Origin of the sequence: Bifidobacterium cuniculi (genome assembly GCF_000741575.1) — a bacterium.
In the GTDB taxonomy this organism is placed as follows: Bacteria; Actinomycetota; Actinomycetes; order Actinomycetales; family Bifidobacteriaceae; genus Bifidobacterium; species Bifidobacterium cuniculi.
Genome location: NZ_JGYV01000002.1, coordinates 58443 through 81115 on the forward strand (window position 1 = coordinate 58443; position 22673 = coordinate 81115).

Sequence of the window (22673 nt, forward strand, 5' to 3'; positions counted from 1 at the left end):
ACGTCATGTCGTGTCAAAACAGTTCTTTTGAAGTCGCCATTTCGTGCTGACCACACCAGCCGGGCTTCAGTCAAGCAGCTTGACAGTGCGAAACTCGAGGTGCCCTATCCATGTGATTTTCCTCCCTACCCTTCATCAAACATCAGGCGGAGTCGTCTACACATTTTTCGGCGTGGAAAAATCGTGTAGGCCTCTGGCCCGCACAAATTCAAATTGTGCGGGCCAGAGGCCTACACAATTTCCAGGCCCCCGAAAAATGTGTAACTGGCCACCTTCACCAGGTGAGCCCGGACTCCTATAATCAACCCCATGAGTGACGAATTCCCCACCAACAGCTCCCTCTTCGACCGCGTCCCGCCGCACGACGACGACGCGGAGATGGCCACCCTCGGCGGCATGCTGCTGAGCAAGGACGCCATCGGCGAGGTTTCGCAGACCATCGAGGTTGCGGACTTCTACCAGCCCAAGCACCAGACCATCTACGAGGCGATCATCGACCTGTTCGCCGCCAGCCTGCCGGTGGACGCCGTCACCGTGGCGAACAAGCTCAACGACGAAGGCAACCTGGAGAAGGTCGGCGGCCCCGACTACCTGCACAGCCTCATCGCCAGCGTGCCCACCGCCGCCAACGCCATCTACTACGCCGAGATCGTGCATCAGCGCGCACTGCTGCGCCAGGTGATCGTCGCGGGCACGAAGATCACTCAGCTCGGCTACAGCGCCGAGGGCTCCCAGGCACAGGACGTCATCAACCTCGCCCAGGCTGAGGTCTACGAGATGAGCATGGGCAGGGTCCGCCAGGACTACACGCCCATCAAGGCGGCCGTCGAAGCCGCCCTCGACCAGCTCGACCGCATCCAGAAAGGCGAAATCGAAACCGGCATCATGACCGGCTTCCGCGACATCGACGCCGTCACCAAGGGCCTGCAGCCGGGCCAGATGGTCGTCGTCGCCGGGCGCCCCGCCATGGGCAAGTCCACGCTCGGCGTCGACTTCGCGCGCGCCGCCGCCCTCCACCAGGGCCTCACCTCCGTCATCTTCAGCCTGGAGATGAGCAAGATGGAACTCGCCCAGCGCATCATCTCTGCGGAGACCAACATCCCGCTCGCCGCCATGCGCAACCCCGAGGACATCGACCCCGGCCGTTGGAACACCCTCAACAACTTCTTCGGAAAGCTGGAGAACGCGCCCCTGTTCATCGACGACTCGCCCAACATGAGCCTCATGGAGATCCGCGCCAAGTGCCGCCGTCTCAAGCAGACCAACGACTTGAAGCTCGTCGTCATCGACTACCTGCAGCTCATGAGCTCCGGCAAGCAGGTCGAGTCCCGCCAGCAGGAGGTCTCCGAGTTCTCCCGCGCCCTCAAGCTCCTGGCGAAGGAGCTCGAGGTGCCGGTGGTCGCCCTGAGCCAGCTCAACCGAAGCTCGGAGATGCGCAACGACAAGAAGCCGCAGCTGTCCGACCTGCGCGAATCCGGCTCCATCGAGCAGGACGCCGACGTCGTCTTCCTTGTCCACCGACCCGATGCGTATGATAAGGAGGACCGCCCGGGCGAAGCCGACATCATCATGGCCAAGCACCGCAACGGCCCCACCGACACCTTCAACCTGGCGTTCCGCGGCCAGTACTCGAAGTTCCAGGACATGCCGCAGGACTACCAGCAAGGAGTATGACAGCCACATGACAGCCATGAGCGAAACACCCCGCAAGCCGTGGTACGCCTTCGCCACGCCCGCGCTCGGCAAGGGCGTGCGCTGGGCGTCGCGCATCACCCGCCACGGCGGATCCGCCTTTCCCGGCAAGGTCATCGAAACCACCGACCCCGGCTTCCTCGCCCGCACCCTCGGCCGGCTGCCGCTGGGCACCGTCCTCGTCTCCGGCACCAACGGCAAGACCACCACCACCCGCATGGTCGCCAGCATGCTCGAAACGCTCGGCCTGCGCGTCTTCACCAACCCCACCGGATCGAACTTCACGCGCGGCGTCGTCTCCGCGCTCCTCGACCAGGTCGACCTGGCCGGCCGCCTCGACGCCGACATCGCCGTCCTCGAACTCGACGAAGCCTACGCCGTGCACTTCGTCGAACAGGTCCGCCCACGCCATGCGCTGCTGCTCAACGTCATGCGCGACCAGCTCGACCGCTTCGGCGAGATCGACAACACCGCGCGACTGCTGGGCAAGGTCGCCGCGCACACCGACGGCACCGTCGTGCTCAACCGCGAGGACCCGCGCATCGCCGCCCTCGCGCAGGAGGCGCCGGCCGGCACCGCCGTCTCCTGGTTCGGCCTGTCCGCGCCGCTGCGCCGCTTCTTCCCGACCGACGACGAGATGACCGCCGCCGCCCTTGACCTGGCCGCCGGCGCCGTCGCCGTGCCCGAAGACGGCCGCCCCGACGCCGACGTGCTGCTCACCGAGGTCGGCGACCACCACGCCCGCCTGCTCGTCGACGGCGAGGAACACGCCACCGACGTCAAGCTCGAAGGCGTCTACAACCTGTACAACGCGGCGGCCGCGCTCGCCGTGGTACGCGCCGTCCAGCAGGACGTGCGCGCCACGCTGGAGACGCGCCGTCCGCGTGGCGCCTTCGCCGACCGCGTCACGCGCTTCGCCGGCGCGGGCACCGACGAGCTGATCGGCGCGCTCGCCCAGGTGACGCCCGCCTTCGGCCGCGGCGAGGTCATCGACCTCGACGGCACGCCCGTCGAGCTGCTGCTGGTGAAGAACCCGATGGGCTTCCGCCTCTCGCTGGGCTCCTTCCCGCCGGATGGCTGCGACACGATGATCTGCATCAACGACGAATACGCCGACGGCCGCGACATGAGCTGGCTGTGGGACGTCGACTTCACGAGCCTGCGCGAGACCGGCGTGCAGGCCGTCTCCGGCGTGCGCGCCTGGGACATGGCGCTGCGCCTGTCCTACGACGACGTGCCCGTCGGCGACGTCTCCACCGACCTGGCCGCCGCGGTGCGCGCCTTCGTCACCGCCGATCCGGGCCGCACCAAGCACATCTACTGCACGTACACGGCGATGCTCGCCGTGCGCGCACAGCTCGCCACCATGACCGACGTCGCCGACGCCGGCGTGGGCAAGTAGGGGGATTTACCGTGGGCAAACCAATCGACGTCATTTCGCTCTACCCGAAGGACATGAACATCTACGGCGACACGGGCAACGTGCTCACCGTGCAGCGCCGGCTCGCGCTCTACGGCTACGAGCCGCGCGTGCATGCCGTCAACCAGAACGACCCGTGGCCGGAGCATGCCGACATCATCCTCGGCGGCGGCGGCCAGGACACGGGGCAGAAGAAGATCATCGAGGACCTGTTCCGCCGCGCCGACCTGCTGCACCGGCTGGCCGACGCCGGCGTGCCGATGCTCATGATCTGCGGCCTCTACCAGCTCTTCGGCGAGTACTTCGATACGATCGACGGCACGAAACTCGAGGGCATTTCCGTGTTCAAGGCGTACACGGTGGGCCGTGACGTGCGCATGATCGGCAACCTGGTGGAGTCCAGCGACGAGTTCGGCGACATCATCGGCTACGAGAACCACTCCGGGCAGACCTTCCTGCGCGAGGGCGCCCGTCCGCTGGGCCGCGTGGCCGCCGACGGCTGCGGCAACAACGGCCAAGACCACACCGAGGGCGCCCGCGCGCACAACGTGATCGGCACCTACATGCACGGTTCGCTGCTGCCGAAGAACCCGGCGATTGCCGACTTCCTCATCCGCGCGGGCGTGGAGCGCCGCTACGGCGGCTTCGAGGACCTGGGCGACGAAGCGGCGCGGCGCGAACGCGCGCACATCGACGGCCTCGCCGCGCGGGCGCGCGAGGTTGCCGGCGCGCGGCCGCGCTGAGCAGCGGCCATCTACGACAGGTCCCCGGCACCGACACGCGCGGCGTGCCGAAGCACCGGCCAGCTGCGGCGCGGGGCCGTGTGGATCGGCCTTGGTGAGGGCGAAATGCCGTGCTTCCACGGGAACGGGCGTGTAGAGTAGGAACCAGTGCCCGCATTGCGGACGCATGAACGTACTGCCAGGAGGTAGCAATGACCGACAACGAGAACACCAACACCACCAACAACAGCGCGATGCCGGACTTCGGCGAAGGACTGCGCAAGGTCTTCCTGGCCGGCGTGGGCGCCCTGGCGACCACCGCCGAGAAGGGCCAGGAACTGGTCAACAAGCTCGTCGAGCGCGGCGAACTGACCGTCGACCAAGGCAAGAAGCTCAACTCCGAGCTCGCCCACAAGGCCGGCACTGCCAAGGACAGCATCAAGGAGCAGGCGCAGGCCGCCACGCAGACCGTGCGCGACGCCGCCGCCGGCCTGAAGGCCCAGGCCACGGCCGATGCGGCCGACGACGCCGAGTAAACAGGGAGGGGCTGTGCAGCCCCGGTAGAGAAATTGTTCATTTTTTCGAACAAAGTCTAGGAAGCGGACCGCGTGAGCGGCCCGCCCCCTAGATTTTCTTCGAAAAAATGAACAATTTCTTTGGTGAGAGGGTTCCATGAGCAGACGACACGAGCACGACGACGACCTACGCGACTTCGAACGTCAGGAGGCACGCCAGGAACGCCGGGACGCCGAGGCGCGCCGCCGGCAGGACCGGACGGCGCGGCGCGACGAACGTCATCTCGAGCACGAACAGGACCGCGAAACCACGGCCATCGTCAAGCTCGACGACGCCTTGCAGGACCAGGAGGCGGACGGCGACTCGCCGGCGGCGCGCACCGCCGCGGAACGCGCGGTACACGACAAGGCGGAGACCGAGGAGGCGCAGCGTATCCTCAAGCTGGAAGACGACGTGTCCGCCCAGGCCGCCCGCGAGGCGCAGGACGCGACCGGCAAGCCGCTGCCGCCGTCCGCGGCGGAACTGCGCCGCCGCGACCTCGCGGACAGCGAGACGATCGGCCTGTTCGGCACCCACCGCAAGTCCTTCTCCGAGCAGTACCACCTGACGCGCCGCAGCAAGGCGCGCCGCCTGACGCAGATCGGCAAGATCGCCATGCAGTTCGACGCGCTGCAGGGCCTCACGCCGGTCAAGATGCGTCTCATGTTCGAGGCGCTCGGTCCCACCTTCGTCAAGGTCGGGCAGATCCTGTCGATGCGCTCCGAGATCCTGCCGCAGGCTTTCTGCGACGAGCTCGGCAAGCTGCGCGCCGACGCCGACCCCATGCCCTACTCGGTCGTGCTCTCCACGCTGGAGAACGAATACAAGCGGCCTGTCGAGGAGATCTTCAGCCACATCGACACCACGCCGCTGGGCTCCGCGTCGCTCGCCCAGGTGCACCGCGCCACGCTGCTCACCGGCGAGGACGTCGCCGTCAAGGTGCAGCGGCCGGGCGTGCGCGTCACCATGGCCGAGGACATCTCCATCCTGCGTTCCCTGGCCCGCGGTGCCACGCGCGTCATGCGCAACTCGCAGGTCGTCGACTTCCAGGGGGTCGTCGAGGAACTCTGGGACACCTTTGACGAGGAGACGAACTTCCTCAACGAGGCGCGCAATTTGGTCGAGTTCAAGCGGTTCTGCGACCACTACGCGTACATGGACTGCCCGACGCCCTACGTGGACCTGTGCACGGAGCACGTGGTGGTCATGGAGTACGTCGACGGCATCCCCATCGCGCACACCCGCGAACTGCTCGACGACGGCTATTCGCTCAAGGAGATCGGCACCAAGCTGGTGGACAATTACGCCGCGCAGATCCTCGACGCCGGCTTCTTCCACGCCGACCCGCACCCGGGCAATATCGAGATTCGCGGCGGGCAGATCGTGCTGCTCGACCTGGGCATGACCGGCCGGCTCAACGCGGCGACGCGCGCCGCGTTGAAGCAGATGCTGTTCGCCGTCGGCAAGCAGGACTCCGCGCAGCTCGCGGACGCGCTGCTGCGCTTCGCTGGGCAGGCCACCGACCGTACCGACTATCCGTCGCTGCTGGCCGACCTCGACGGCATCATCGAGGAGTTCGGCACCGTCGACCTCGCGGATCTCGACCTGGCGTCCTTCATGGGGTCGCTGACCTCCATGGCGCGCCGCCATGGCATCGAGGTCCCCAGCTCCGTGACCACCGTCGGCCGCGCACTCGTCACGCTCGAGGGACTGCTCGACAAGTTCATCCCCGACGTCAACATGATCACCATCATTTCCAAGCACATCGCCTCCTCCAAGTCGCCTTCCCAGGCGGTGCGCGACGAGGTCGAATCGCTCGGGGTGGAAGGCCACGAGGCGCTGCACAGCGGCCTCAAGGCGGTCAACGAGGCACATACCGCGCTGCGCATGCTCACCCGCGGCGAACTGCGCATGAACATGGAACTCGTCGGTTCCGAGGAGCCGCTGCGCCAGCTGGGCGACATGGTCAACCGCATCACCATGGCCATGATCGTGGTCGGCCTGTTCATCGGCTCGTCCACGGTGTACGGGGCGGGCATGAAGCCCATCATCTTCGGCATCCCCGTCGTCGGCTTCCTCGGCTACCTCATCGCCTTCATCCTCTCCGCCTGGATCGTGATCGACATCATGGCGAAGAACCGTGCGCTCAAGAAGAAGGGGAAGCGGAAATAGCCGTTCGCCCATAGCACCGCCCCGCGCGGCGCGGATGCACTAGGCTCGAAAGCAGACATACGCCATCGAAGGAGACAACATGGCAACGAAACTCTTCAGGAACCTGGTCATCGGGGGCGTGCTCGCGGCAGGCCTCGGGGCGATGGCGGTCAAGCCGCGGTCGTTCTCCGACAAGCGCCGCAACTACGTGCCCACGCTTTCCGAAACCATGTACGCCCACCGCGGCCTGCACGACGCTGGCTCCGGTCTGGACGACGCCGACGCCCCCGCCAGCAACGAGTACGTGCAGTACGCACGCAGCATGGCAGTGCAGGCGGGCTACGGCTCGATGGAAGACGTCGACCCCATCGCACCGGAGAACTCGCTGCCCGCCTTCGCCGCAGCCGCCGAGGCCGGCTTCGGCATCGAGCTCGACGTGCAGTCCACCGCCGACGGGCAGATCGTCGTCATCCACGACGCCGACCTCATGCGCGTCGCCGGCGACTCACGCAAGATCGCCGACCTCACGTACGACGAGCTCGTGCGCATCCCTCTGTTCCCCGGCGCCGAGCCGGGTGCCGCCGTCTCGCCGCTCGCCACGGGTGAAATGCCGGCCGGGCAGTACCAGCACGTGCCGCTGCTGAGCGACGTGCTGCGGCTCGTCGACGGCCGCGTGCCGATCATCGTCGAGTTCAAGTTTGACGACATGCGCTCCTGGGGCGAGGCCGATGAGAACTTCATGAACGCCGCCGCCGACCTGCTCGATGCCTACCAGGGCGAGTATGCGGTGGAGTCCTTCAACCCGGCGGCCATGAACTGGTACAAGCAGAACCACCCGGACGTCTGCCGCGGCCAGCTCGCCCAGGACCTGCGCTTCGGCGAGGGCGACCCGGTGGTGTGGGGTGCCGGCAAGCTCGTCTTCAACTGGATGAGCCGGCCGGACTTCGTGGCCTATGACGTGCAGAACGCCTCTTCCAAGGCACTCAAGCTGGTGCGCTCCATGGGCGCGCTCGCCGTGGGCTGGACCGTGCGCTCGGCCGAGCAGTACGACGAGGCGATGCCGTACTTCGACCGCTTCATCTTCGAGTCCTTCGTGCCCGAGGGCACGCCGGGCCACGACCTGGCACTGTGACGGATCCTGCCGCGTGGGACTGAAGTCCCACGCGGCAGCTGCATGCATGGATGTGGCCTTTGTTGGCTGTTGTATGCAGTAGTCTGTGCTGAATATAGGCGCTGACGCACCTATCTGCCTTAAGTGTGTGTTTTCGGTCTCCATCAGAGGTCTATCCGGCTTAAGTGCGTAGCTGCCACAATTAACCAATTGTAAATTTGATTGATTATAATTATTTGCAGTTTTGTTTCTCTTACTTGCTCATTATCCGTAACTTTATTTATATGAACGGAACGATAGTACGAAGGGCGGCCACGCACTTAAGCCGGATAGAGCTCTGACGGAGGCTGGAAACACACACTTAAGGCAGATAGTGCGGGGGAGAGGTACTCGTGGCGCGTCTTCCATGACTGAATGCCTGGGTGGGGTCGGCATGAAAAACGGGTGCTGGTCGGGGAATTCCCGCCCGGCACCCGCGGCAATGGAATCGGTCAGTCGATCACGCCGTAGAGGCGGTCGCCGGCATCGCCCAGACCGGGGACGATGTAGCTCTTGTCGTTGAGGCCTTCGTCCACACCGCAGACGACCACGCGGAAGTCGATGCTCGGATCGATGTTCTCCTCGACGAACTTGATGCCTTCCGGGGCGGCGATGATGCAGATCGCGGTGACGTCCTTCGCGCCCTTCTCGGCCAGGTAGTGGGTGGCGGCCACGAGCGTGCCGCCGGTGGCGAGCATCGGGTCGATCAGGAAGCACTGGCGTCCGGAGAGGTCGTCGGGCAGGCGGTTCGCGTAGGTGATCTGCTGGGTGGGGTGTTCCTCGTCGCGCTTCATGCCCAGGAAGCCGACCTCGGCGCTCGGCATCATGCGGGTCATGCCGTCCAGCATGCCCAGGCCGGCGCGCAGCACCGGCACGATGATCGGGCGCGGCTTGGCGATGGCCTTGCCGACCATGGGGGCGACCGGGGTCTCGATCGGCTTGTCTACCACGGCCAGGTTGCGCGTGGCTTCGTAGGCCTCGAGGGAGACGAGCTCCGAGATGAGCTCACGGAAGGTGGAGGAGGGGGTGTTCTTGTCGCGGAGCACGGTCAGTTTGTGCTCGACGAGCGGGTGATCCAAAACATGCAGTTCCATACCCCCCAGCATAGCCGCAGGTGGGCCGTGCTACGCCGTCGGCGTTTGGCGGGGGAGCGGCGGCTGCGCTGACCTTGTTAGACAAATTTTAGATTTGTTAGATTGCATTAGATTTGTTAGACAACGTTAGACTTGTTAGAATCGAGAGGTAAGGTCAGGTATCACGAATCCATAGAGCATATGAGCATAGAACATGGGAGGTTGCGCAATGTACAGTCCGTTCAAGCCGACGGCCGGCAAGCGGCCTCCTGTCCTGGTGGGAAGGGACGACGACCTTGACGCGTTCCGCATGGCCATCGAGGAGGGGCCGGGGGCTCCGGAACGCCTGCTGTTCGTCACGGGGGCCCGCGGCATCGGCAAGACGGTCATGCTCAATGCCCTGAGCGACATGGTGAAGGAGCGGGACTGGTTCGTGGTCAACGAAACCGCCAGCGTGGGCTTCACCGAGCGCATCATCGGCAGCTTGGCAGATCGTGACAGCCGCACCGCGTCCTATACCCTGCCGTCCCTGTCCCTTGAGTCGCCGTTGGGTTCGTTGGGCGCCACCCTGAACCTCGGCAAGATGCAGGTCAGCCACGATCTGGCCGCCTTGGACCTGCGCCATGCCGTCGGCGAGCGGTTGGACCGCATGGACGAGGATCGCCAGGGGGTGCTCATCACGCTGGACGAGCTCGGTGCCGAATCGCCGATGGACGAGGTGCGCGCCTTCGCTACCGCAGTGCAGCATCTCATCCGCGAGGACCGCAACGTCGCGGTCGTCTTCGCCGGCATTCCCGGCATGGTCAACGACGTTGTCAACGACAGGATACTGACCTTCCTGCGCCGGGCCGAACGCTTCCACCTGCAGAACGTCGACCTTCCGGACGTCTGGGAGGCCTTCGAGCATACGATTTCCGACAACGGGAAGAGTGCCGACTACGAGGTGCTCAACCTGCTCACCGAGGCCACGCACGGATACCCCTTCATGATCCAGCTCGTGGGGCACCAGGCGTGGCGTGCGTCCGACCGCAATGGCCATCCCGACGCCATCACCCTGCAGGACGCCCAGGAAGGCATCGAGAAGGCCCGCGACCGCATCGGCGAACTCGTCAACGGTCCCGCAGTGGATGGGTTGCCGCCCATGGCCCGGGAATACCTGCTGGCCATGGCCATCGATGACGGTCCTTCGAACACCGGTGAAATCGCCCGCCGCATGCACCGCGACGCCAAGTATGCCAGCGTATACCGCAGCCGGCTCATCAACGAGGACTTCATCAAGCCGACCGACCGCGGCTTCGTGGACTTCCGCATGCCGTTCATGCGCGAATACCTGCGTGGGCATGCCGCCTTCTACCAGCTGGAGGAAAGTCTGGCCGACGAACTTCGCGGTAGCACCGGCGACTGACCCATCCCGCATGCTGGAACCGGTTATGTCAACTCGCCCTGCCGCTTGTTACGCTCATCTCCGGGTACCGGCAGCACAACTGGAGCAAGGGGAATCGTGGCACGCATACTCATCACCGGCGGGACCGTATTCGTCAGCAAGGCACTGGCCGAGCATTTCGTGCGCGGCGGCGACGACGTCACCGTCGTCAACCGCGGCAGCAGGCCGCAGGTCGACGGCGTCCGCCTCGTCCAGTGCGACCGCGGCGAGCTCGGCGACCGCCTCGCCGGACAATCCTTCGACCTGGTCGTCGACGTCAATGCCTACGACCGGCAGGACGTCGTCCAGCTGACCGACGCCTTGGCGCACACGCACGTCGGCACCATCGTCCTGATCAGCTCGAGCGCCGTCTACCCGGAGACCAACCTGCAGCCCTTCGCCGAGGGCGTGCGGCTGGGGGAGAACACGGTGTGGGGCGCCTACGGGCTGGGCAAGATCGAGGCGGAGCGCGCGCTGCTGGAGCGCGCGCCGCACGCCTACATCGTCCGACCGCCGTACCTGTACGGGCCGGGCAACAACGTGTACCGCGAGGCCTTCGTCTTCGACTGCGCACGCCGCGACCGCGTCTTCAGGCTGCCCGGCGACGGCAGCATGCGCCTGCAGTTCTTCCACATCCGCGACCTGTGCCAGTTCGTCGAGCGGATCGCGCAACAGCAGCCGGAGCAGCACATCTTCAACGTCGGCAACCCGCAGACGGTGAGCGTGCGCGACTGGGTCGAGATGTGCTATCGCGCCGCCGGTCGTGACGCCGCGCCCTGCACGAGCGTCACCGGCGTGCCGCAGAGGCTGTTCTTCCCCTTCCACGACTACGGCTATGAGCTCGACGTGCGCGGCCAGCAGCAGGTGCTGCCGACGACGATTCCGCTGGAGGCGGGCCTGCACGAGGCCTACGACTGGTATTGCGCGCACGGGGACGAGGTGACCGCCAAGCCGTACATGGAGTACATTGACCGGGAGCTGGCGTAGGGACTTCCTGCCATCTACCGATTTTGTGTAGATGGGTTGCAGCTGCGGCCATACGTGAACTAGCCTGAAGTAATACACGGTGCAGGCGGTTGGCGGTTGCACCATGAAGGAAGGACGCGATGATGCGTGGCGCAAAGGTTGGAATGGCATGGCATCTGTTTCTCACGGAACGGCTGCAATGAGCTCGTTGCTGATTCGCGGCATTGACGTGGCATATGGCCATGCGTTTCGCCTCGGTCCGTTTGACCTGGACTTGCCGATGGGCATCACGTGCCTTTTGGGACACAACGGTGCAGGCAAGACCACATTGATGCGGACCTTGGCGGGCATGCCGGATGCGGATGCTGCCAAGCCGGTCGTGAGCCGCGACGGCGCACCGCTCGCCCGTTCCGCGCTGCGCATCGGGTACATGCCACAGGAGACCGTGCTGCCCAAAAGCGCACGCTGCAAGGATTTCCTGGAGTACGTGGCGTGGTTGCAGAAGGTTCCCGTCTCGACGCGTGACCAAGTGGTTGCGCAGTCCCTGGAAGCCGTGGACCTGTCCAATCGGGTGCGCTCGCGCATCGGTTCGCTGTCCGGCGGCATGCGGCGTCGCCTGCTGCTGGCTTCGGCATGTCTGGGGAATCCGGACCTGCTGTTGCTGGACGAACCGACGGTGGGACTGGATCCGCAGCAGAGGACGGCCATGCTGGAATACGTGCGCGACATCGGTACCGGGACCCATTGCCTCATGTCCACCCATCTGTTGGAGGACGTGGTGTGCGTTGCGGATACCGTGGTGCTGCTGGAATCGGGTCAACTGGTCCGGCAGACGCGTATGGACGACCTCCTTGAGGGCGCCGAGGCAACTTCCGCGGATCGTCTCCGCCAATGGATGGAAGAGGGTTGATTGGCGTGGGAAAAGTGCGGCAATGGTGGAGGGGGGCCGTTTCGCTGGGCGCCTACGGCTGGCGGGCATGGCTTGGTCCGTGGCTGTTCGTGGCCACGGGCGTGGTGGATGTGCTGTTGCTGTCCTTGCGGTTTGCGCTTCTGCATGGCGACGCCCAGTTGGTGACGCGGTTCCTTGCCTGCGACATGTGGGTGCTGATGGTGCTCGGCTGTGCCGTGGGCGCCTGGGATGCGGCGCGCATCATGCGCATGCCTGCCCTGGTCGTCACGGTACGCCGACGCTATCGGGCGTTCCTCTTGGCATGGGTGCTGACATTGGTGCCGGTGGCGGTGGAGCGTTTCGTGGTGTGGGGCGTGGCCTTGGCCTGTTCCCACTCGTTGTGGTACCGGCATGCCTGGTGGACGCTGTGGATGGCGATGGTCGTGCAGGTACTGGGCATTGGCTGGGGACTCGCTGCCGGCTCATGCCTGGGCAGGCTCTGTTCCGTGCGATTTGCCCCGGTGGTGGCGGTCGTGGTGATGATGGTCGGCGCGTCGCTGCTGACCGACGCCGGACTGGGCTCTCCGCTGTTCTCGCCATTGGGAGATACGGGAGCCTCGGTCAGCCAGGTCGGACTGTCACTCAACCCTGTTCCCCTATGCTGGCAGGTGGTGTTGTTGCTGGGCGCCTCCTGTGTGTTCCTGCTGGCGCATGTCGAACGGTTGCGATCCTGGACGGTATGGACGGTGCCGTCTTTGCTGCTGGTGCTGGGATGCTGCGTGCTGTTGATGGCAAGCCGCTTCCTGCTGCATGTTCCGCCCCTGCTCCCGCATACGGAAGCGCCGGAGGAGTGTGTCAAGGCATCGACGACCATCTGCGTCTACCGGGAACACGAAGATGTGGCGCACGAGACGATAGCCGACATCGATGTGCAGCTCGACCGGCTGCGAGAACAGGGATACGGCTTTGCCGTGCCTGACCGGATCGAGGAGGCCTCTGCACGCTACGACCCGTCCCAGGGACTGCCTGGACGTGTGAGTCTGGGGCGTCTGGACGGCGACCCGACGACCTTGGCCACGGTGAAGGACGACCTGTTCCTCACCCTGGCAACGCCGGCATGGTGCGCGTCGTGGACGTCGGAGGAAGGCCCCTCCGACCTCGAAATCGATGACGTGCGCCGTGTGGCGATGCAACTGCGGTTCGTGGCCAGCGGCATGACGTCTGAACGGTTCAGACAAGAGGTGGACGATACCTTCGAACCGATGTCGCGCGCGGATACGGAAACCCTCATGAAGACGTTGCGAGGATGTGCGGTCCGATGAGCGCGCACTTGAGGGGATGGTTGCCGTGGACTGCCTGGTTCCGGGTATACGGCGGCCCTGCATTGCTGGCGCGATACGGTCTGCTGCTGATTGTCTCCCTGCTCGTCGGCGACCGGCGTATCCATGCCATCGGCGGGCTGCCTCTGGCGTTCCCCTTCCGCGTCAACGGCATGGTGATGGTGGCGGCGGCCATCGTCGCGGTCGCGGCGTGCACGCCTGAGCTGCCGCCGTTGCCACGTCCGCTGCGCGTGCGTGTGGCGACGGCAGCATGGGCATTGCTGGTCCAACTGCCGGTCGGGGCCATGCTCTGCCTCGCTTGGTATTTTCGGGAGCCCCAGGACGTCATCATGGCCGTGCGGGTATTCCTGGTCAGCGTGGTGCCCGGCTTGTTGACCACCATTCTGGGATACCCACAGATAGCGTGGCTACCGCCGGTGCTGCTCTCCCTGACCAGTTGGCTGTTTCCCTGGCGGATGTTCATTGGCGGTCGCGTCGTCGACTTCAACATGTTTGCAGTGTCGTCCTCCAGCTGGATGCCGGTGGCGGTGCTGGGAATCCTGGACCTTGTCTGCTGCGTTGCGTTGGGATGGCGACGGTCATCGGATACAGGTTGATTCACGATCAACCCGTGGAGAAGGAGGAAAGAAGAAAAACGTCGGACCGCGAAAGCGCCATGTCGGCGCAAGGGCCGCTCGCAGCGGCAAAAAATGGAGCCCGGGGCTATGCACGGCCCGACGCGAGTACCCATTATACATAGGATCCAGCGTTTGGGAACCTTCATGAGAAATTGTTCATTTTTTGAACAAAATCTCACGGATCCTCTACGCGCAATCTGGGATAGCCAAAAGTCAATTTGGGATACTCTTTGGCGCGTTTTGTGAGCTTATGTGACCTTAAGCTGGGTGCATCACCGCGGTTCCGTGAGGGACCAAGGACAAAGAAGTCAGAAAAGGTCACTGAAATGAACATTGTCGTTGTTACGGACTGCGCATCCCTGCCGCTGTCCGACAGCCAGCTCGTGGCACAGCTGCGCAGCTGTGCGGGTGACGGCAGGATCGGCTGCGAGACGCTCACCCCCGAACGTTTCTCCACCTTGGAGCTTGGCGCCGGGGACATCGTCATCGCCATGGACTCCGCGGACGCGGACGGCCTGCGCGCCGGCGCCGACCGGTGCGCCGCCGCCGGCGCCCGCCTCGCGCTCGCCACCCGCCTGCCCCTTTTCCGCTCGGACATCCCCGACGTGGCGTACCGCACCGCCGCAGACGTGGCCGTGCTCGACGTGGCACGCGAACGTCGCCTGCGCGTGCTCGACCTGTTCTCCTACGCCATGGCCTGGTACATGCGTACCTATGAGACGGACCGCGCACCCATGCTCGAACCCGTCGAGGGCGGCCGTCGTCTCTCGGACGCGGCCACCGGCATGCTCACCGCCTTCGTGGCGCGCTGGATCCAGCGCCGCTACCTGGCCGTGCCCCGCGTGGAGGAACCGATGTACGGCGCGTCCATGTATCCGGAGGTGTGGAGCGAGGAGACCAACGCCGAGGACATGAACCATGCGCGCGACATCGGCATGAACGCCGTGCGCATCGGCGAGTTCTTCTGGAGCCGCCTGGAGCCCGAGGAGGGCCACTACGACATGGGCTACCTCGAGGGACTGCTCGAGCGTTACCGTGCCCGCGGCCTGAAGGTGGTGCTGGGCATCCCCACGCCCACCCCGCCGCGCTGGTTCACCCTGGCCTACCCGAAGTCGTGCATCGTCGCGCCCGACGGCACGCCGCAGTCGCACGGTTCGAGGCAGCACGTGTGCACGAACAACGCCGACTACCGCCGCAAGGCGTACCAGCTGACCCGACGCATCGGCGAGGTCGCCGCCCATTACCCGAACGTCGTGGCCATCCAGCTGGACAACGAGTTCAAGTGCCACGTCGACGAATGCGTGTGCGAGACCTGCGCACGCCGCTGGCCGCAGTGGCTGCAGGCGCACTACGGCGACATCGAGACGCTCAACGCGCGCTGGGGCACCGACATCTGGAGCGAGCGCTACGACTCCTTCGCCGACGTGGTGATGCCCGTGCCGACGCCTTTCGCGCACAACTCCGCGCTGGACTTCGCCTTCCGCACCTTCACCGCGGACACGCTCACCGAGTTCGCGTCGGGCATGGCGCAGATCCTCATCGAGACGGTGGGCGTGCCGCTGACCCACAACACCTCGACCAACTTCAACCTGGAGAACTACGACCTGTTCGACCAGCTGGACATGGTCGGCTTCGACACCTACCCGAACTCGTTGACGCCGTGGATGTTCCCAATGAACCTGGCCCTGTGGCGCAACGTGATGGACAACGACGACGTGCTGCTGCTGGAGACCTGCTCCGCGCACGTCGGCTACACCGGCAACTACATGCTGCCGCATCCCACCGGCTTCCTTCAGACCGAGGTCTTCCTCGGCTACGCGGCCGGCCTGAAGTCCTTCCTCTACTGGCTCTACCGTGGCCAGAAGTACGGCGTCGAGCAGCCGCACGGCGCGGTGGTGACCGCCGCCGGCACGCCGGACATCGGCTACGGCGACGTGCTGGAGTCCCGCCGCCTGCTGGGCCGCCAGCTGCCCTTCCTCAAGGAGACGACGGTCGCGCGTTCGAGCGTCGCCATGGTGTACTCGGATGAGTCGCGCCGCGCGACGCTGGTGGAGTCCGGCGGCATCTACGACTACAAGACGATGGTCACCGACTTCTACCATGCGCTCTCCGCGCGCGGCGTCACCCCTGAGCTGGTCAACGAGAACGCCGACTTCTCCGGCTACCGCTGCGTCGTCGTACCCTTCCTGCGTCACGTCTCCCCGCAGTTGCTGGCCAAGTGCAAGGCGTACGCCGAAGCCGGTGGCAAGCTGGTGTTCGGCCCGATGACCGGCGATCGCACGGCGGACATGACCTGGCAGACCGACGACGGCAACGGCCTGGGAGAACTGGGCGAGTGGATGGGCGTGGGCCGCGTGGTCCAGTACCTGTCCGCCGACCCGCGCACGCAGGCCGTGGTGCGCGCCGGCGACCGCGGGGACGCGCTCGGCGGCCTGGTGACCATGTTCGGCGCGGAGCGGACCGTGGACTACCTGGACGTGACCAGCGACGTGGCCGACGGCCGCACGGCCGTGGCGGTGCGCGACGGCGCCGTCTACCTCGGCGGCATTCCGGCCGAGCCAGACGGCAGCGCCTTCTGGGACGCGATCGTGGCCCACGAGATCGCCCCCTACGACGATGACCTGCGCTGGGTGCGCACCTCGGGCGCCACGTTGCGGTTCCGCCGCGAGAACGACGGGGCGGTCGACTTCCACATCGCCAACATGGCCGGCGAGCCCGCCACCGTGGAGGTGATGGCGCCCGCGATCGACATGGACGGCAAGCCCGTGCCTGCCGGCACCCTTGAACTTGGCCCGTACGAGTGCCTCATGCTGCGTTTTGCGCGGTGAGGCGAGGCGGGTCACCCCCCCCCCCAACCCACAATAACCAGGAAAGCAAGGAAGAATTCAAAGGAGAATCCAATGTCTTCGTCATTGGCGGAATACGATTTCGCGGAAGAGAACGCGGAGGGCCTGGCCGAACGCCTCAACGGCGGCAAGGTGATGCCCTTCGGCATCAAGGACAAGATCGGCTATGCGCTCGGTGACTTCGGCACCACCATGATGATGGGCGTGCTCGCGTCCTTCCAGTCGATCTTCTACACGAACGTACTGGGCATCGACCCGGCCATGGTCGGCATCATCCTGACCTTCACCACCATCGTCGGTGCCTTCACCGACGTGACTGCCGGCCGCATGGTCGACAAGGCCAAGCTCGGCAAGAAGGGACGCTTCCACCCGTGGGTCCATGTGATGAAGTGGCCCTTGGCCGTCACGATCCTCATGTGCATGTGTCCCTTCGTGGCCGGCATCCCCATGGGCGGCCGTGTGGTCTACCTGTTCGTGGCCGCCTTCTGCTACGCCGCGATGCTGTCCTGCTACAACATGCCCTACGGTTCCATGGCCGCCACGCTGAGCGCCGACCCCGATGACCGCACCACGCTGAGCGTGTTCCGCAACATCGGCTCCGCCTTCGGCGCCGGCGGCGTCGGCTTCGTGCTGCCGCTCATCGTCTACACCACCGACGCGCAGGGCAACAAGGTCCTCCAGGGCAACACCCTCTTTATCTGCACCATCGTCTGCTGCGTCATCGCCATGGTCCTCATGGAGCTTATGTATCGCCTGACCACCGAACGCGTCATCGTGGACAAGCAGGAGAACGTGCCCGCCAAGGAGCTGCTCAAGGCCCTCTTCCACAACCGCGCGCTGCTCACCTTCCTGCTCGCCGAGATCGTCATCGTGTGCGCCACCAGCATCATCAGCTTCATGACCTCATACATGTACACCTCCGTGTTCAACAACACGCAGGCGCTGTCCATCGCGCTGCTGTTCAACTACGCCACTACGCTGCTGCTCGCGCCGGTCGCCCGCAAGGCCACCAAGCGCTTCGGCAAGAAGGAGGCGGTCTCCACCATGCTGCTGTGCGCCGCCGTCATCTACCTGGTGATCTACTTCGTGCACCCCACCAACGCCTGGGTGTACCTGGTGCTCACTTTCCTGGCCACCCTGTGCTTCTCCGCCTTCAACGTGATGGTCTGGGCCTTCATGGGCGACGTGGTCGACTACCATCAGTACGCCAGCGGCCAGCGTGAGGACGGCACCGTCTTCTCCGTGAACATGTTCGGCCGCAAGGTCGCACAGTCCCTCATGGGCATCATCACCGGCTCCCTGCTCGCCGTGGTCGGCTACAAGGCCACCACATCCGGCAACACCGCGCAGTCCCAGCAGGTGCTCGACGGCCTGTACATGTCCTCCACCCTGCTGCCTGGCATCCTGCTGGCCCTCGGCGCCCTCATCCTGATCTTCCTCTACCCGCTGAGCAAGAAGAAGACCGACGAGATCAGCGCCAAGCTCAAGGAAATCAACCACGCGGCCTGACGCGTGACGTCCAGTCCTGCGGCGCGGCCCCTTGGGGCCTCGCCGCAGGACCTATCCATATCCATAAGCGAAGAAGATGCCGGGACTACGCCTCACGTCTGTCGGCAGGTGTTCGGCTCCACTCGAGGAACTCGCCGGTAGTCATGCCGAACTCCTGCTGGAAGCTGCGCAGGAAATGCGTGTACGACTTGAAGCCGCACATACGGTAGATGAGTTTGGGAGATCCCAGCTGGGGCAGCAGCCGCCTGCTGCGCTGCAGCCGGCGCGACTGCACGAAACGGGCAGGCGTGGTACCCAGCTCGCGCTTGAAGTCACGCGACAGGGAGAACTTGTTCGTCGCGCAGTATGCGGCGATGGCGTCCAGGCACAGGTCCTCGCCGATATGCTCATCGATGTAGCGCATGGCTCGCGCGACCGTTGGCGAATACGCGACGTTCATCTTGGGCAGGGGCTGCATGTCCGTGCCGGCCATGGCCAGCTCGTTGAAGCGGATCATGGCGTCGACCAGTTGACGCTCATGGCGCAGGTCCTCGCCGTACGCGGCGGTCGGGGCATGCAGCAACGGGTCGAGCGTCTCGTGCAACTGTGCGACCTGCATGGCGAGCACACGGTTTGTCGGCACGCCGTCGGCGGTGCGGAAGCAGCGTTCCAGGTCCGTGTTCGGCGTGGAGACCGCCTGCAGGAACCGCGGGGTGATGTGCAGGTAGACGCGCTCGTAGCGTGGCGTGGTCTGTCGGACCACGTTGTGCACGACGCCGGGGTTGATCATGATGACCGACCCGGGACGCGTCTCGACCAGACGGTCGTCCACATGGAACGCGGCGGTGCCGTCGAGCACGCAGTTGATCTCGTAATGGTCGTGGGTGTGCAGTCGCAGGCCGTCCTCCACATGGACGAAGGAATGGAATACCTCGAAACGGTCGTTCGTCATGGTGCTCACGAAGACCGGTGTGCGCGTGTCGGGCATGGCATTCAGCGTACCATGCGAGCCCGGCCGCTTTGCAGGCATGGGGCATGGCCCATACAATGCAAGGTATCGGTGAGCGGGACATGGACACGGCCAAGGGATGGCCGAGTGATGTCACGGGACATGCAAGAGAAAGGGGTGGGCAATGAAGCTTGCACCACGATTTGCACCATGGGCCAGGCGCACGGCTGCCGCATGCGCCGCACTGGCCCTGGCCGCCGCATGCGCCGCCTGCGGGGGCCAAGACTCCAACGATGCACAGGCACAATCCCTCACCATCGCCTGGTGGGGCTCCCAGGGACGCAACGACAAGCAGAAGCAGGTGGACGACCTGTTCCTGCAGGAACACGAAGGGGTGAACATCGACGGCCAGTTCTCCCAGTACGGCGACTACTGGCAGAAACTCGCCACCGGGGCCGCCGGCCACCAGATGCCCGACATCGTGGCCATGGACCTGCCCTACCTCAACCAGTACGTCGGCAACGGCCTCATCCAGGACCTCACCCCGTACATCGACGACGGCACCATCGACGTGGCCGACGTGCCCGACGCGGTCCTCGACACCGGCATGGTGGCCGACGGTGGCATCTACGCCATGAGCTCGGGTGTGAACGCGCCCGCCGTGATTTACGACCGTACCCTGCTGGATTCCGTGGGCATCGAGGTGCCCGACGACTGGACCCTCGACGACTTCACGGACATCTGCCGGCAGGTGTACGAACGCACCGGCACGAAGACCAACGCCGGGTACTACCGCGACGCGAACGTGCTGGAATACCTGCTGCGCGCCGACGGCGCGACCCTCTACTCGCAGGAGGGCCTCGCCGTGCAGGACCCGGCCGCCGTGGAACCATACTTCGCCATGTTCCAGGACGGCATCGAGGAGGGCTGGCACCTCGACCCGACCATCTTCACGGAGATCAACCTGAGCGTCATGAACCAGGACCCGCTGGTCTCCTACGCGGACAACGCCCACCGCTCCTGGTGCGCCTTCGGCTGGTCGAACTCCCTGGGCGGCATGCAGTCCCTCGTGACCAACGGCGACGACCTGGCGCTGGCGCCCTGGCCCTCGGACGACGTGTCCCGCTCCAACTACGTGCACCCGGCCCAGTACTTCGCCATCAGCCGCGACTGCGCCAACCCGCGGCTGGCCGCGCAATGGATCGACTTCTACCTCAACGACGAGCGCGCGAACCAGATCATGGGCGTCGACCGCGGCATGCCCGCCAACGAGACCATGGTGGAGCGGATTTCCGGCGACCTGAGCGCCGACGACCTGGAATCCATCGCCTTCGTACAGGACGTGGTGACGCCGGCGAGCTCCACCATCAACCCGCCAGCCCCGGCCAAGGCCGTCAAGATCAACGCCGCCATCATGCCGTCCATCCAGGAGCAGCTGCTCTACCGCAGGATCGACGCGGCGCAGGCGGCCGAACGGTTCATCGACCAGGCCGGCGGCGTCTTCAACCAGTAAGGGGAGTCCATGGAACGCATCACCACCAGCGCCGCGGACGGCGGCGACGCGCGCACGGCCGGCCGCCTGCGCGCCTTCCTCGAACGCGAGTCGACGGCCGGCGTCGTCTGCGCGCTGCCCTTCATCATCGGCTTCACCATGTTCCTGCTCATCCCCATGGTGCTGTCGCTCTACTACTCCTTCACCGACTACAGCATCGTGTCGGGCCCCGTCTGGGTCGGCGCGCGCAACTATGTCACGCTGCTCACCGGCGACCCGCTCTTCTGGCAGTCGCTCGGCGTCACCGTCATGTTCGCGCTCGTCTCCGTGCCGCTCAGGCTGGCCTTCGCGCTCGCGGTCGCCATGCTGCTGGCGCGTCCCACGCCGCTGACCGGCTTCTTCAGGGTAGCGTTCTACATGCCCTCCATCCTCGGCGGTTCCGTCGCCGTCGCCGTGCTCTGGCGGCGCATGTTCGCGCAGGACGGCGTCATCAACGCGGTGCTCGGCATGTTCGGCATCGAGTCGCACTTCTCCTGGCTCGGTTCGCCGGCCACGGCCATCTGGACGCTCATCGCGCTGTCCGTGTGGCAGTTCGGCTCCGCCATGATCGTCTTCCTGGCGGCCATCAAGCAGATACCGGGCGACCTGTACGAGGCGGCGAGCATGGACGGCGCCGGCGCATGGCGGCAGTTCCGCACCATCACGCTGCCGCTGCTCACGCCCACCATCTTCTTCAACCTCGTCATGCAGGCCATCAGCGGCTTCCTGGCCTTCACGCAGTGCTACATCATCACGCAGGGCAAGCCGCTCAACAGCACGCTGTTCACCATGGTGTACATGTACGACACCGCCTTCACCTACTACCAGGCGGGCTACGCCTCCGCCATGGCGTGGGTGATGCTCCTGGTGATCGGCGTGATGACCGGCATCCTGTTCGTGACCAAACGTTTCTGGGTCTACGACCCGGACCGATGAGAGGGGAAGGGCATGTCGATGACCCGATCGCACCGCCGGAAGGCGGCGGCACCGAAGGAACTGCTCGCACCCGTGCGCAGGCCGAGCTCGCGTTTGGCGCGCCTGGCCTACTACATTCTCATGGTGGCGTCGTCGCTGCTCATGCTCTACCCGATCATCTGGATGGTCTTCAGCTCCTTCAAGCCCACCGACCAGGTGTTCTCCACCGCCGGCCAGCTCATTCCACGCCAGTGGACCCTGGCCAACTACACCAACGGCATGAAGGGCTTCTCCGGGGTGCCGTTCTGGCGGTTCCTGGTCAACTCGCTCATCATCTCCGCGCTGGCCACCGTCGGCACCGTGCTGTCGTCGGCGATCGTCGCGTACGCCCTGAGCCGGCTGCGTTTCCGCGGCCGCAAGCTGCTGTTCGTGTTGGTCCTGGGCACCATGATGCTGCCCGCGCAAGTGCTGCTCGTGCCGCAATACCTATGGTACGAACGGCTCGGCTGGACGAACTCCTACCTGCCGCTGATCGTGCCGTACTGGTTCGCCATCCAGGGTTTCTTCGTCTACCTGTTCATGAGTTTCATGAATGACATCCCACGCTCCTTCGACGAGGCCGCCAAACTCGACGGTTGCTCCTACTACGGCATCTTCTTCCGCGTGATCCTGCCGCTGGTCAAGCCCGCCGTGGTGACCGCCACGATCTTCTCGTTCATGTGGCGCTGGGACGACTTCCTTTCCGCGCTCATGTACGTGTCGGACACCGAATGGTATCCGGCGTCCTTGGCCCTCAAGCTGTTCACCGATCCGGGCACCACCTCGGACTACGGCGCCATGATCGCCATGTGCTGCGTCTCGCTGGTGCCGTCCATCCTCATCTTCGCTGTGTTCCAGAAGCAGCTGGTGCAGGGGTCCACGTCGAGCGGGATCAAGGGGTAGGCGG

General features: G+C 65.2%; 18 protein-coding genes. 16 read left to right on the forward strand and 2 right to left on the reverse strand.

All coding sequences use genetic code 11. From position 1 onward, the window contains the following. The first annotated feature begins 309 nt into the window (after nt 1-309). From dnaB to BCUN_RS03815, 6 genes are all read left to right on the forward strand, one after another. Nucleotides 310-1674: a replicative DNA helicase gene (dnaB, locus tag BCUN_RS03790; RefSeq protein ID WP_033517209.1), complete on the forward strand. Its 1365-nt coding sequence runs from the start codon at nt 310-312 to the stop codon at nt 1672-1674. 7 nt (nt 1675-1681) lie between these two features. Next, on the forward strand, nt 1682-3094 hold the full coding sequence (locus BCUN_RS03795) for a Mur ligase family protein (protein WP_051920687.1): 1413 nt from the start codon (nt 1682-1684) through the stop codon (nt 3092-3094). A gap of 11 nt (nt 3095-3105) precedes the next feature. After that, nucleotides 3106-3855: a type 1 glutamine amidotransferase gene (locus tag BCUN_RS03800; protein ID WP_033517211.1), complete on the forward strand. Its 750-nt coding sequence runs from the start codon at nt 3106-3108 to the stop codon at nt 3853-3855. A 233-nt stretch (nt 3856-4088) separates the two neighbouring features. After that, the gene (locus BCUN_RS03805; protein ID WP_162178408.1) at nt 4089-4370 is read left to right on the forward strand and encodes a phasin family protein; all 282 of its coding nucleotides are present in this window, start codon (nt 4089-4091) and stop codon (nt 4368-4370) included. Between the two features lie 136 nt (nt 4371-4506). Beyond that, nucleotides 4507-6561, forward strand: a complete 2055-nt coding sequence (locus BCUN_RS03810; RefSeq protein ID WP_033517213.1) for an ABC1 kinase family protein — start codon at nt 4507-4509, stop codon at nt 6559-6561. A gap of 79 nt (nt 6562-6640) precedes the next feature. After that, nucleotides 6641-7672 (forward strand): glycerophosphodiester phosphodiesterase family protein, encoded by a 1032-nt coding sequence (locus tag BCUN_RS03815; RefSeq protein WP_033517215.1) that lies wholly within the window; start codon nt 6641-6643, stop codon nt 7670-7672. Nucleotides 7673-8142: 470 nt separating this feature from the next. Here the strand turns inward: BCUN_RS03815 and upp are convergent, their stop codons facing one another. Further along, the gene (gene upp / locus BCUN_RS03820; protein ID WP_033517217.1) at nt 8143-8784 is read right to left on the reverse strand and encodes a uracil phosphoribosyltransferase; all 642 of its coding nucleotides are present in this window, start codon (nt 8782-8784) and stop codon (nt 8143-8145) included. Between the two features lie 208 nt (nt 8785-8992). On the opposite strand from upp, the gene BCUN_RS03825 reads away from it, so the two are divergent. The 7 genes from BCUN_RS03825 (at nt 8993) to BCUN_RS03860 (ending at nt 18353) form a co-directional block, all read left to right on the forward strand. Continuing rightward, nucleotides 8993-10168, forward strand: coding sequence for an ATP-binding protein (locus BCUN_RS03825; protein ID WP_051920691.1), 1176 nt, complete (start codon nt 8993-8995; stop codon nt 10166-10168). A gap of 96 nt (nt 10169-10264) precedes the next feature. Continuing rightward, entirely contained in the window at nt 10265-11173 is a 909-nt protein-coding gene (locus BCUN_RS03830; RefSeq protein ID WP_051920693.1) for an NAD-dependent epimerase/dehydratase family protein, read from the forward strand. 178 nt (nt 11174-11351) lie between these two features. Next, complete coding sequence (locus BCUN_RS03835) at nt 11352-12062, forward strand: ATP-binding cassette domain-containing protein (RefSeq protein ID WP_160257648.1); 711 nt, start codon at nt 11352-11354, stop codon at nt 12060-12062. Nucleotides 12063-12067: 5 nt separating this feature from the next. Then, nucleotides 12068-13363, forward strand: a complete 1296-nt coding sequence (locus tag BCUN_RS11345; protein ID WP_152598162.1) for a hypothetical protein — start codon at nt 12068-12070, stop codon at nt 13361-13363. Continuing rightward, complete coding sequence (locus BCUN_RS03850) at nt 13360-13977, forward strand: hypothetical protein (RefSeq protein WP_033517224.1); 618 nt, start codon at nt 13360-13362, stop codon at nt 13975-13977. The genes BCUN_RS11345 and BCUN_RS03850 overlap by 4 nt, the downstream gene beginning before the upstream one ends. 347 nt (nt 13978-14324) lie before the next feature. Beyond that, on the forward strand, nt 14325-16826 hold the full coding sequence (locus BCUN_RS03855) for a beta-galactosidase (protein WP_051920697.1): 2502 nt from the start codon (nt 14325-14327) through the stop codon (nt 16824-16826). A 72-nt stretch (nt 16827-16898) separates the two neighbouring features. Continuing rightward, nucleotides 16899-18353 carry an MFS transporter gene (locus BCUN_RS03860; RefSeq protein WP_033516745.1) on the forward strand — a complete coding sequence of 485 codons (1455 nt, stop codon included), beginning with the start codon at nt 16899-16901 and terminating at the stop codon, nt 18351-18353. 85 nt (nt 18354-18438) lie between these two features. Here BCUN_RS03860 and BCUN_RS03865 read toward each other — a convergent pair whose 3' ends face one another. Then, on the reverse strand, nt 18439-19320 hold the full coding sequence (locus BCUN_RS03865) for an AraC family transcriptional regulator (RefSeq protein WP_051920701.1): 882 nt from the start codon (nt 19318-19320) through the stop codon (nt 18439-18441). A 145-nt stretch (nt 19321-19465) separates the two neighbouring features. On the opposite strand from BCUN_RS03865, the gene BCUN_RS03870 reads away from it, so the two are divergent. From BCUN_RS03870 to BCUN_RS03880, 3 genes are read left to right on the forward strand one after another with little or no spacing between them, the layout of a single operon-like run. Then, nucleotides 19466-20794, forward strand: coding sequence for an ABC transporter substrate-binding protein (locus BCUN_RS03870; protein ID WP_051920703.1), 1329 nt, complete (start codon nt 19466-19468; stop codon nt 20792-20794). A gap of 9 nt (nt 20795-20803) precedes the next feature. Further along, nucleotides 20804-21748 (forward strand): carbohydrate ABC transporter permease, encoded by a 945-nt coding sequence (locus tag BCUN_RS03875; protein WP_051920705.1) that lies wholly within the window; start codon nt 20804-20806, stop codon nt 21746-21748. Nucleotides 21749-21766: 18 nt separating this feature from the next. Continuing rightward, nucleotides 21767-22669 (forward strand): carbohydrate ABC transporter permease, encoded by a 903-nt coding sequence (locus BCUN_RS03880; RefSeq protein WP_152598139.1) that lies wholly within the window; start codon nt 21767-21769, stop codon nt 22667-22669. Nucleotides 22670-22673: the final 4 nt, after the last annotated feature.